At 51.9% G+C, this 11,689-nt stretch carries 8 protein-coding genes and 2 pseudogenes; 6 read left to right on the plus strand and 4 right to left on the minus strand.

Annotation, left to right across the window (positions count from 1 at the left end):
• Positions 1-72: 72 nt before the first annotated feature.
• Positions 73-1,149 (minus strand): thiamine pyrophosphate-binding protein, encoded by a 1,077-nt coding sequence (locus tag FCN80_RS22895; protein WP_230492877.1) that lies wholly within the window; start codon positions 1,147-1,149, stop codon positions 73-75.
• 411 nt (positions 1,150-1,560) lie between these two features.
• On the opposite strand from FCN80_RS22895, the gene FCN80_RS22900 reads away from it, so the two are divergent.
• The 6 genes and pseudogenes from FCN80_RS22900 (at position 1,561) to FCN80_RS22925 (ending at position 8,032) form a co-directional block, all read left to right on the plus strand.
• Positions 1,561-3,492: a bifunctional 5-dehydro-2-deoxygluconokinase/5-dehydro-2-deoxyphosphogluconate aldolase gene (locus FCN80_RS22900; RefSeq protein ID WP_136992661.1), complete on the plus strand. Its 1,932-nt coding sequence runs from the start codon at positions 1,561-1,563 to the stop codon at positions 3,490-3,492.
• A 429-nt stretch (positions 3,493-3,921) separates the two neighbouring features.
• Positions 3,922-5,430: a CoA-acylating methylmalonate-semialdehyde dehydrogenase gene (locus FCN80_RS22905; RefSeq protein ID WP_136992662.1), complete on the plus strand. Its 1,509-nt coding sequence runs from the start codon at positions 3,922-3,924 to the stop codon at positions 5,428-5,430.
• A gap of 19 nt (positions 5,431-5,449) precedes the next feature.
• Positions 5,450-6,277 carry a 5-deoxy-glucuronate isomerase gene (iolB, locus tag FCN80_RS22910; protein ID WP_136992663.1) on the plus strand — a complete coding sequence of 276 codons (828 nt, stop codon included), beginning with the start codon at positions 5,450-5,452 and terminating at the stop codon, positions 6,275-6,277.
• 77 nt (positions 6,278-6,354) lie between these two features.
• Positions 6,355-7,197 (plus strand): annotated as a pseudogene (locus FCN80_RS22915) (IS5 family transposase).
• An 86-nt stretch (positions 7,198-7,283) separates the two neighbouring features.
• Positions 7,284-7,430 (plus strand): annotated as a pseudogene (locus tag FCN80_RS27290) (L-dopachrome tautomerase-related protein); the annotation flags it as partial.
• 68 nt (positions 7,431-7,498) lie between these two features.
• Positions 7,499-8,032: an L-dopachrome tautomerase-related protein gene (locus FCN80_RS22925; RefSeq protein ID WP_306767923.1), complete on the plus strand. Its 534-nt coding sequence runs from the start codon at positions 7,499-7,501 to the stop codon at positions 8,030-8,032.
• 498 nt (positions 8,033-8,530) lie between these two features.
• Here FCN80_RS22925 and FCN80_RS22930 read toward each other — a convergent pair whose 3' ends face one another.
• The 3 genes from FCN80_RS22930 to garL form a co-directional block, all read right to left on the minus strand.
• Positions 8,531-9,676 (minus strand): glycerate kinase, encoded by a 1,146-nt coding sequence (locus FCN80_RS22930; protein ID WP_136992665.1) that lies wholly within the window; start codon positions 9,674-9,676, stop codon positions 8,531-8,533.
• An 80-nt stretch (positions 9,677-9,756) separates the two neighbouring features.
• A complete protein-coding gene (gene garR / locus FCN80_RS22935) occupies positions 9,757-10,644 on the minus strand; it encodes a 2-hydroxy-3-oxopropionate reductase (RefSeq protein WP_136992666.1) in 888 nt (295 codons plus the stop codon).
• A gap of 62 nt (positions 10,645-10,706) precedes the next feature.
• Positions 10,707-11,474 carry a 2-dehydro-3-deoxyglucarate aldolase gene (gene garL, locus FCN80_RS22940; protein ID WP_136992667.1) on the minus strand — a complete coding sequence of 256 codons (768 nt, stop codon included), beginning with the start codon at positions 11,472-11,474 and terminating at the stop codon, positions 10,707-10,709.
• Positions 11,475-11,689 lie beyond the last annotated feature (215 nt).

The following is an 11,689-nucleotide window of genomic DNA, read 5'->3' on the forward strand; positions in this document are numbered from 1 at the left end:
AAAAGCGAGTATTTTTAGTCATCCTGTTACCTCTCTCTCAAAGAGTTTAGTCTCCAGGATTCCCGGGGCGGTTCATCTGGTATGATCTTGAATGTCGCGCAGCGACGCTTTGGCATCACCAACCAATTGCACGCCATCCAATTTGAGGGCATCGAAACGGCAGATATTGATATTCAGAAACGCCGCATCCGGATTTTTGAAAATCCATTTGGATGAGGTGGTGAAATCCGTATATCGCGTCCCGATGCCAATGATCAGATCGGCCTCGGCGGCAAGCAGATTAGCGGCAAGGGAGCCCGTTTCGCCAATTCCGCCAACATTGAGGGGATGCGCCGAGCTGAGAGTACCTTTACCGGCCTGCGTTTCAGCAAACGGGATCTGCAATGCCTCGGCGAACGCCGCAAGTTCGGCCCCAGCCTGGGAATACTTTACCCCGCCGCCGCAGATGATAAGGGGTTTCTTCTTCGCTTTCAGTAACCGCCGCGCATCTTCGAGCATCGATAATGTCGGTCGGGTCCTCTCTATACGATAAACACGTTTAGTAAAGAAATAGTCGGGATAATCCCAGGCTTCCCCCTGAACATCCTGCGGCAGGCAAAGCGTTACGGCGCCGGTTTCCGCCGGGTCGGTGAGGGTACGCATCGCGCTGATGCAGGCGCTCATCAATTGTTCCGGACGACAGATACGGTCCCAGTATTTGCTTACCGCACGGAAGGCGTCATTGGTGCTGATACTCAAATCATGACTTTGTTCGATTTGCTGCAGCACCGGATCAGGTTGGCGCGTTGCGTATACATCCCCCGGTAGCAGCAAAAGCGGGATACGATTGGCGGTGGCAGTGGCCGCGGCGGTCAACATATTGGCGGCCCCCGGTCCAACGGAAGACGTACAGGGGATAATCTGATGACGCAGCATCTGTTTGGCAAAGCCGGTGGCGATATGCGCCATGCCTTGTTCGTTTCGTCCCTGATACACGGACAACTGCCCGCAGTCCTCTTCCAGTGCCTGGCCCATGCCCAGCACATTACCATGGCCGAAAATGGCGAAAATGCCCTTCACAAATTTTATTTGTTCTCCGTCCACTTCAATGTATTGATTATCAAGAAAACGCACTAAGGCTTGTGCCATGGTTAATCGAATGGTGTTCATTATCCCCCCTGTGTGATAACCCTGTTTATCAGTGTCATTGCCTGATTGCGACTGGGTGCGGCGGCCCCATAGGTAGACTGATGTCACATAGGTCTAAGTATGAAATAGAAAATTTTCATATCAATAGATAATAAAATTTATTCTTCATTTTGCGAAGAAGATCAAAAAATGAAAAAGACGATTAGTCTTTTCTGAAGGGCTATGGGAACTATATATAGAAAGGTGAAAATTGATAATTCATTGATTTTAAATAATTTTATCAAAAAAGCCATCCTATTTACCGGTAAAAATGCTAACAGAGTCACATTATTCACTAGTAAATTTAAATTTCATTTTTATTGAAAATAAAATATTTGATTCTTAAAATGGCTTGTACGCATCTTATCTTTCTGGACTTGTTAAGGGGTTGTTATGGGTGATGAACAAAAGCGATTGGATGTGATCTGCATCGGACGGGTCGCCGTCGACCTTTATGGGCAGCAAATCGGCGCGCGTCTGGAAGACATGGGGTCGTTTGCAAAATATCTTGGCGGGTCATCGGGCAATGTCGCCTACGGCACGGCCAAACAAGGGCTACGCTCTGGCATGCTTGCCCGGGTGGGCGATGAACATATGGGACGCTTTCTTCGGGAAGAGCTACAACGTGCCGGTGTGGACACACAATATCTCATTACCGATAAAACGCGTTTAACGGCGCTTGTTCTGCTCGGCATCAAAGATCGGGATACCTTCCCGTTGATCTTTTACCGTGATAATTGTGCCGATATGGCGCTAACGCCTGACGATATCGATGAAATCTATATTGCCTCTTCGCGGGCTTTGGCGATAACCGGTACGCATTTGTCCCATCCCGATACCCGTGCAGCAGTGCTTAGAGCCCTAGGCTATGCTAAAAAGCATGGGCTGCGTCGGATACTTGATATCGATTATCGACCGGTCTTATGGGGGCTGACATCCCTGGGGGATGGGGAAACCCGCTATATCGCCTCCGATAAAGTAACCCTCGAATTACAGGAAGTTTTGCATCATTTCGACCTGATCGTCGGTACAGAAGAGGAATTCCATATTGCCGGTGGCAGCACAGATACTTTAGCTGCTTTGCGCCAGGTGCGCACCAACACATCGGCAACGCTGGTGTGTAAGCGTGGCGCCCTGGGCTGCTCGGTATTCGAAAACACCATACCGGCTAGCTGGGATCAAACGAAACTGTTCAGCGGCGTGCGGGTTGAGGTGCTCAATGTCCTGGGGGCGGGAGATGCCTTCATGTCCGGCCTGCTGCGCGGCTATCTGAACGATGAAGGGTGGGAGCAGACCTGCCGTTACGCCAATGCCTGCGGCGCGCTGGTCGTTTCCCGCCATGGCTGCGCGCCCGCCATGCCGACTCGCCTAGAACTGGATGACTATATCTTGCGGGAAAAAAAGGTTTTGCGTCCGGATAAGGATACCCGCCTCAATCACCTCCACAGGGTCACCACCCGCAAGCAGCACTGGGACGAGTTGTGCGTATTCGCCTTCGATCACCGCAAACAGCTATCCGAGATGTGCCAGGAAGTAGGCGTTAGCGAGGATAAAATTCCGGGTCTCAAGCTTCTGTTGCTCAAAGCGGCGCAAGAAGCCGCCGAACAGGCTGGCTTGCAGGGGAGAAGTGGCATTCTGGCGGATACCACTTACGGACAGGACACATTGAACGCCATCACCGGCCAAGGATGGTGGATTGGGCGTCCCATCGAATTACCTGGGTCTCGACCGCTACGTCTCGAACATGGCAGTATCGGCACACAATTAATCGACTGGCCGCTGGAGCATGTAGTCAAGTGCCTGATATTTTATCATCCTAAAGATAATAAGGCCCTGCAGGAAGAGCAGGAGGCATTGATCAGGGAAGTCTACGAGGCATGCTGCCAGTCGGGACATGAATTGCTGCTCGAAATCATACTACCGCAGGATAATCCTGATCAGGATGAAAAATATTATGCCCAAATCGTCGAGACGCTTTATCAGCAGGGTATTCTGCCGGATTGGTGGAAACTGCCACCCTTGCAGTCAAGCAATTGGAAAAATATCAGCCACTTGATTGATGTTTATGATCCGTATTGCCGGGGTATCGTTATTTTGGGCCTGGATGCGCCCGAAGCTGAACTGAAACGCGGTTTTGCCGCCGCCGCTGATATCCCCTGGGTGAAGGGCTTTGCCGTAGGTCGCACCATTTTTGGCGAACCCTCCCGCCAATGGCTGAGGGGAAAGTATTCCGACACCCAATTAGTTAATGAGGTGAAAAAGAATTACCTAAACTTGATAGAGTATTGGCGGGAAGGCCGGCCGCTTAGCTTCATCAAAAACTAACCTGACAAAGCCCATTCGCAGCCCGCCCTTTCCGGGGGCTGCGCGCGTACCGAGCGTACTGGCATGGTTTACTAACCGTTCCAGAACTTATCGCCGGCTTTCGCATGGTGAGATTCTATCCTGTTCACATCATGGCTTGCCCATCAACATGACAGTAAAAATGGAATTTTTATTCCATTTATTATGATAATGAAAAATGGTTAAGTAAAAAGAGCAAATTGAATGACATATACTAAGTTAACAAGATAGTTCTTATCCGAACCATCCCCAGCCAAGGGTGTTATTTGCACAGGATCACATAAAAAACTTATTCCGATAAAAATTTATTGAAATTTTTAGTTCATATTATAAAATGACTAACATACATCATTCCCATTGTTCGTTCGTGACCAAGGGCCCATCAGCCAAAACAAGCTAAAGGTAATACAAATGCAAACAGTCGGAAATTTCGTTAATGGTGCCATCGTATTGAGTCAAAGTACTGAATCCCTGCCGGTCACCAATCCGGCCACTGGCGAAGTGATTCATCAAGTGACCCAAAGTACCCGTGACGAAATGCTGGAAGCCATCGCTTGCGCCCAAAGCGCCTATCCGGCCTGGGCGGCGACCCCACCGCTGCGCCGAGCAAGGATATTATTCAACTTTAAGGTATTGCTCGAAAAAAACCGCCAAGAACTGGCGGCGCTGATTACCCGTGAGCATGGCAAAGTCTTGTCCGATGCCTTGGGGGAATTGACTCGGGGCATCGAAGTGGTGGAGTTTGCCTGCGGCATACCCCATCTTATTAAAGGAGAGTATTCCGCCAATGTCGGCACCGGCGTTGATTGTTTTTCCGTTATGCAGCCCCTGGGTGTCGTAGCCGGCATTACACCGTTCAATTTTCCAGCCATGGTACCCATGTGGATGTTTCCCATCGCCATCGCCTGTGGCAACACCTTTATATTGAAACCACCGGCCCCGGTTCCCTCGGCATCCATTCGCCTGGCGCAGTTGCTAAAAGAGGCCGGCTTACCCGACGGAGTTTTCAACGTTGTGCATTGCAATAACGATGTCGCAAGCATTCTCACCAGTGATCCGCGCATTAAGGCCGTCAGCTTTGTAGGATCATCGGGCGTCGCCGAACTTATCTATAAAAGCGCCAGCGCTAACGGCAAGCGTGTGCAAGCGTTCGGCGCGGCAAAAAATCATGCCATCGTTATGCCTGATGCCGATCTGGATGCTACAGTTCATGCCATTATGGGGGGCGCTTTTGGTTCCGCCGGTGAACGCTGCATGGCCCTGCCGCTGGTAGTGGCCGTTGGCGATGAAACAGCGGACAAGCTTATCGCCAAGCTGACACCGCTTATCAAGGCGTTGCGAATCGGTTCCGGTAGTGACAAGCGGGATGGCTTGGAAAATGAAATGGGCCCGGTTTATTCCCATGCCCACCAGAAAAAAGTGCTGGACTATATCGACAAAGGTGTTGAAGAAGGGGCTAGATTAGTCGTAGACGGCCGCAACTATCAAGTGGACGGACATCCCGAAGGCTTTTATGTCGGCGGTACTTTGTTTGATAACGTGACCACTGGCATGTCCATTTATAAAGAGGAAATTTTCGGCCCAGTGCTGGGCATCGTCAGAGCACGTCATTTCGATAGCGCGCTTGAGATAGTCAACGGTCATGAATTCGGCAACGGTAGCGCCATATTTACCTCAAATGGCCATTACGCCCGGGAATTCGTCCTAGCCGTCGAAGCGGGTATGGTGGGAGTAAACGTTCCGGTCCCCGTACCTGTCGCCTTCCACTCTTTTGGCGGCTGGAAACGCTCTGTTTTCGGCGCGCTCAATGTACATGGCCCGGACGGCGTACGTTTCTATACCCGCATGAAGACGGTGACCAGCCGTTGGCCTTCCGGACAACAAACCGTCGCCGAATTTAGCATGCCGACGCTGGGCTGAAGACTATCAGGAGGGAAAAATGTCAGATTGTATTCTCAGTAAGCAAGCCACCAGTCAGCCAGATGGCCATATTCAGCATATTACTCCGGTAAAAGCCGGATGGAAGTATGTCGGTTTTGATGTCTGGAAACTTGTCGCGGGCAAAAAGATTTCATTGCCCGTCGACAATCTGGAAAGATGTCTCGTACTGGTTGCTGGCGTGGCAACCATCAAAACCACCGCGATGGAGTTTAGTCGCATCGGCAAGCGCATGGATCCGTTCGAACGCACGCCGCCATGGTCCGTCTACCTACCCCATCATACAGCGGCGGACATTACCTCCGAAACCGAACTAGAACTGGCGATTTGCAGCGCTCCGGGCTTCGGTAATCTCCCTCCCCGCCTGATTACCCCCGATGATGTGAGTGTCGAAAACCGCGGCAAGGGCCGCAACCGACGACTGGTGCATAATATCCTGCCGGACGACAAACCGGCCGACAGCCTATTGGTGGTGGAAGTCTATACCGACGAAGGGGATACCAGTTCCTATCCCAGCCATAAACACGATACGCCCCAAGAAGGGCGGGAAACCTATCTGGAAGAAACCTATTATCATCGATTCAATCCGGCCCAAGGCTTTTGCATGCAACGGGTCTATACCGATGATCGCACCCTTGATCAGTGCGTTGCTGCCTATAATCACGATGTGGTGATGGTGCCACGGGGCTATCATCCTGTAGCCACCCTTGCCGGTTACGATAACTATTATCTGAATGTTATGGCAGGGCCGATTCGCAAGTGGCAGTTCACCTGGGAAAAAGATCATGCCTGGATCAATTCCTCAGATTATCCCCGGCAATTAGAATGATGCGTTTCTTAGGGTGTGTCCCGTAACTATTTTTTGTACAATACGAAGCATGGATTAACCACAAAAAGTCCTTCAATTTGGCTCGTTACGATTTCCCTGATGATGCATGGTTTCTGATTGCCCCCATGCCGCCACCCGGGAGAGGTTCTTCCAAAGGTGGTCGGCCTTACCTTGCGCACAGACATGTCATGAAGGGCATATTTTGGGTTCTTTGTTCTGGCGCGCCGTGGAGAGATTTACCCGAACGCTATGGTCACTGGAAGACAATTTACAACCGCTTTAATCGGTGGTCAAAACCGGAATAATGAACAGTCTTTTCAATAGACTACTTCAGATTCTGGATGAAAAAGCGCTGGTTGACTGGGATGTCATCGCGCTTGATGGCAGTAACATCCGTGCCCTGAAAGCCGCTGTGGGAGCAAAAAAAACATCCCGATGAACTCGACGATCATGGGCTGGGTCGCTCTCGCGGCGGCTTTGGCACCAAGATCCATCTGGCGACAGATGGCACCGGATTGCCATTAAGTTTCTGCCTGAGCGGTGGGCAAGCCCACGAAAGTCAGTATGCAAAAGACTTGCTCAACCGGGTTGGCGTTATTCGTAAAAGTGGGTGTCTGAAATCTCGTCCCTAAGCCGTACTGGCGGATAAGGGATACTCAAGCAAAAGTCTTCGTATGCATATGAAGATAAAGGGAATAAAGTCGCTTATCCCTTTTAAGAAAAATGAGAAGGCCAGTAAGGATGGACACAGAAAACTCAATACTGGGTTGTATAAAAAACGCAATGTCGTGGAGCGCTGCTTTGCAGCATTAAAAGAAAACCGCCGCATCGCAACACGCTCAGAAAAAACAGCAAGAAATTATCTGAGTATGCTTAACCTGGGAGTGATCCGGTTATTTTTGAAGAGGTTGTTAAGTTAAAGGACACAGCCTAGGCATGAACAGTGCTATGGAGGAATTACACCAGTTATAAATGTTGCTGACTGCCCCTGCTAAAGAAGATTCATATTTTTGATGATGATACCCTGTGGGTCGTCGATCAGGGTGCGACCCACCTGGACCGCAATGCACAAAAAGTATTACAGTTCGATATCAAAACTGGCAACCTTATGAAAAAAATCACTTTTAATGAGCAGGCATTACCAAGAGCGGGAGTATCAACGATCTTCGCCTTGACGCTGAAAATATTTACTTTACCGACTCTGGTGCTGGCGCAATTATCATTGTTAATCTCAGGACTGGAAAAGCGCTTCGTAGATTGGCGAATCACCCCTCCACCAAAGCGAGTGCCAATCGTCCGCCTATCGGTGAACATGGACAGATGCTTGCAAAGAACGACGGCTCCATAGTCATGGTGAATTCTGATGCTATTGAGATCAGTTCGGATGGGAAATGGCTTTATTACCAGCCCTTGACCGGTCCACTTTATAAGGTTCCCACAAAATCCTTAAGAGATGAAACGCTTTCTGAAGAAGATTTGGGAAAGCAGGTTGAGTTCGTTTATGATACGCCGACATTAGTGGGTACCGCCATCGATAGTAAAGGCAATATTTATCTAGCGGAGTTTGAACGTCCACGCATTACCATGTTATCACCTGATGGAATGTTACAGGTTATCGCAGAAGACGAACGGTTGTGGGGGCCTGACGCTATGTTTATCACGCATCAACGTGAATTGTATATGCCTTGTCCGCAATCAGGTTGGTTAGCGTCTAACCGGGGGCCCGGAGGTAAAGATAGGGTAATACGGCCGTAAAATTTATAAAATGAAATTACCAGAATTGCTGGGTCATGTTGAAAAAGTACCCCCTGTATCTCTGTAAATCAGTTTATTGACTGACGAAGCATTTGTTTTTTATTAATTCGCTCAAACGTTCTCCTCACATAGAGATGAGAACGTTATTTCATGATGTACTCGGATTGCTGGTCAATCTTCAAAATCTCAGTATGTTCATTAAAAAAAGTACCCTAAGCTTTCGTTGTTGCCATGCCGATGAACCGTTAACCGTGTTTGGTATGATCAATTTCTTCTGCTAAAAATACCCATTATTAATCTTCCCGCTTTTGCTTAGGGGAAACCGCTGTTAATCTGCGTCGTATAGATATCGTTGAATATGATATCCTGGCCTGAAAGACTTGTCATGTCGGAATCATGAGAGAATACCTGTTTCACGCCTGCGTATCGCCCCAGTCCCTGCTTGTCTTATCCGGCCAGTAAGGTTAGTTATTAAAGCATCAGGCTTTAAGCCACCGCTTATGAGCAGCAATTTTTAAAAATTTTCATTATGGCGGCGATATTCCGCGCTGTCTTATAAATATTCTGCGTTGCATCGTCCAGTGCCTGCTGCAAGGTACAAATCTGGTAAAGCACGCTGAATACCGCGTCCAGCCCGTGCTGATGCACCACATCCACATCGGCGGTCAGGCTGCCGGCAATCCCTATCACCGGTTTGTTATAGCGTTTGGCCACCCGTGCCACGCCAATGGGCACCTTGCCCTGGACGGTCTGGCTGTCGATACGCCCCTCGCCGGTGATGACCAAATCGGCGTCCTGCACCAAGGCGTCCAGGCCCAACGCGTCGGTGACGATCTCAATGCCTTTGCGCAATTCAGCGCCACAGAACGCGCGTAATCCCGCGCCCATCCCGCCGGCGGCACCGGCGCCGGGAATATCGGCGACGTCCATATCCAAATCGCGTTTGATAACCTCCGCATACTGTCGCAACGCCGCATCCAGTTGCTTTATCATAGTCGGCGTGGCGCCCTTTTGCGGCCCGAAGATCGCGGTGGCGCCATTCTTGCCGGTCAGCGGATTGGTGACGTCGCAGGCCACTTCGAAACGACAGTCGCGGGTACGGGGATCCAGGTCACTGATATCGATCCGGGCCAGTTTATTCAGTTCACCGCCGCCAAACCCTATCGGTTTGCCGCCGGCATCCAGCAGTTTGCCGCCCAGGGCCTGGACCATACCGGCGCCGCCATCGTTGGTGGCGCTGCCGCCGATACCGATGATGCAGCGCTTGACCCCATGATCCAGCGCGCTGCGGATCAGTTCGCCGGTGCCGTAAGACGTGGTAAGCAACGGGTTGCGGTCGCTGGCGGCCACCAATTCCAATCCACTGGCGGCGGCCATTTCAATGAAGGCGCTCTCTTTATCGCCGGATAAACCAAAGAAACCGTCCACCGGACGGCCCAACGGCCCGGTAACCCGTATTTTGACTATCTCTCCGCCGGTGGCCGCCACCATGGCGTCCACGGTCCCCTCGCCGCCGTCCGCCACCGGTAACTTGACATATTGCGCGTCGGGGAACACCTCGCGAAATCCCTTTTCAATCTGCGTTGCGACGTCCAGCGCAGACAAGCTCTCTTTGTAAGAATCCGGTGCGATGACTATTTTCATAGACTACCTACGCCTGTTGAACGGAGCCGGCCACATACCGCTGAGCTGCCTGAAGGGACGCCCGAAGGCGTCCGCCCTGATTACTGCCGTTTAACTGCAACCTTGGCTAATTTTTCATAGTAACAGGCAAGCGCACTGTGATCCGCCGTACCGAGGCCATCCTGTTTCAGCGCCTGCATCATTTCCATTACCGCCGCGGTCAGCGGTAATTGGGCGCCTACGCCATGGGATGTATCCAGGGCATTGGCCAGATCCTTGATATGCAAATCGATACGGAAACCCGGTTTGAAATTGCGATTAAGCACCATCGGCGCCTTGGCCTCCAGCACGGTGCTGCCGGCCAGGCCGCCACGGATGGCCTGAAAGACCAGTTCCGGATCCACGCCGGCCTTGGTGGCCAGCACCATGGCTTCCGACATGGCGGCAATATTCAGCGCAACGATAACCTGGTTCGCCAGTTTGGTGACATTTCCCGCGCCGATATCTCCCGTATGGACCACCGAGCCGGCCATGGATTTTAAAAGGTCAAAATGACGATCGAAAATTGCTTTATCGCCGCCGACCATGACCGACAAGGTGCCGTCAATGGCTTTGGGTTCGCCGCCGCTGACCGGCGCATCCAGCATCGCGATATTTTTTTCCGCCAGCGCGGCGGCGATTTCGCGGCTGGCCAGCGGCGCGATGGAGCTCATATCGATAACGACCGCACCGGCCCGGGCACCCTCAATGACGCCGTTGTCACCCAGCACCACGTCCTTAACATGGGGGGAATTGGGCAGCATGGTAATGATGATGTCGCATTGCTCAGCGACGGCCTTCGGCGTGTCGGCCCGGGTCGCGCCCGCCGCCGCCACGTCCGCCATCGCATCCTGATTCCTGTCCAGCACCACCAGGGAATAGCCTGCTTTCAGCAGATTTTTACTCATGGGCTTGCCCATGATGCCTAAGCCGATAAATCCGATTTTCATTAATGTTACCTCTTAACTCATTAAATAAGGGCGGGCGCAACCGCCTCGCCCTGTGTCGGTTATTATTTAAATTTGTCGCGCAATGCCTGGGTACCGGCACGGAATACGCCTAAATCGCTGCCTACCGCAACAAAACGCGAGCCCCATTCCAGATAACGGCGGGCATCAGCCTCCGCCGGTGCCAGGATACCGCTCGGTTTACCCTGGGCCGCGGTGCGCTCAAAGATATGGCGGATAACCCGCTGGACGTCCGGATGATTCGGTTGTCCCAAATACCCCAGAGCCGCCGATAAATCGCCGGGGCCGACGAAAATACCATCCACACCGTCCACAGCCGCGATGGCATCGATATTGTCCACCCCTTCCTGGCTCTCGATTTGCACCAGCACCGTGATGTTGTCATTAATCTGCGCGAAGTATTCCGGCACGGTACCGTAATTGTTGTTGCGATGAGCCACCGACACGCCGCGCACGCCCGCCGGCGGATACCGGGTCGAGGAGACCGCCCGTTCCGCCTGTTCCCGGCTTTCCACGAACGGGATCAGGAAATTGTAAAAACCGATATCCAGCAGGCGCTTGATGATGACCGGCTCATTGGTCGGCGGGCGGACCACCGGCGCGCTGTGGCCGCCGTTAAGCGCCATCAGTTGCGGAATAAACGTCGTGACATCATTGGGCGCATGTTCGCCGTCCAATACCAGCCAGTCAAATCCCGCCAGGCCCAATACTTCGGTCGTGATCGGATTCGCCAGCGCACACCAGCAGCCAATCAAGGTCTCGCCTTGCAGCAGACGCTGACGAAAACGGTTTGGCAGTAATGGAGTATCCATAGTCAACCCTCGCATTCATGAGACAATCTTTTGCGTTTCGCCATGGAAGGGCTGTAGGGCACCCTCCTCCCGGCAAACACGTGAGCGTGTTGACAACGTGCCCGGTCGGGGGCAGGCGGCCAGAACGTAAACACGCCGTGCCCCCTCCCTGGGGTGCGATCCGCACCATCCTTGGCGCGGACGGTTTACTCTTTTGGCGGCCTGTCCCTTCTGAT

The sequence above is a fragment of the Martelella alba genome, assembly GCF_005217455.1.
Lineage (GTDB): Bacteria > Pseudomonadota > Gammaproteobacteria > Enterobacterales > Enterobacteriaceae > Acerihabitans.

Bases quoted from the DNA above. Each gene is read 5' to 3' on its own strand.
- FCN80_RS22895 (WP_230492877.1), bottom strand. From the start codon at position 1,149: ATGAACACCATTCGATTAACCATGGCACAAGCCTTAGTGCGTTTTCTT.
- FCN80_RS22900 (WP_136992661.1), top strand. From the start codon at position 1,561: ATGGGTGATGAACAAAAGCGATTGGATGTGATCTGCATCGGACGGGTC.
- FCN80_RS22905 (WP_136992662.1), top strand. From the start codon at position 3,922: ATGCAAACAGTCGGAAATTTCGTTAATGGTGCCATCGTATTGAGTCAA.
- iolB (WP_136992663.1), top strand. From the start codon at position 5,450: ATGTCAGATTGTATTCTCAGTAAGCAAGCCACCAGTCAGCCAGATGGC.
- FCN80_RS22930 (WP_136992665.1), bottom strand. From the start codon at position 9,676: ATGAAAATAGTCATCGCACCGGATTCTTACAAAGAGAGCTTGTCTGCG.
- garR (WP_136992666.1), bottom strand. From the start codon at position 10,644: ATGAAAATCGGATTTATCGGCTTAGGCATCATGGGCAAGCCCATGAGT.
- garL (WP_136992667.1), bottom strand. From the start codon at position 11,474: ATGGATACTCCATTACTGCCAAACCGTTTTCGTCAGCGTCTGCTGCAA.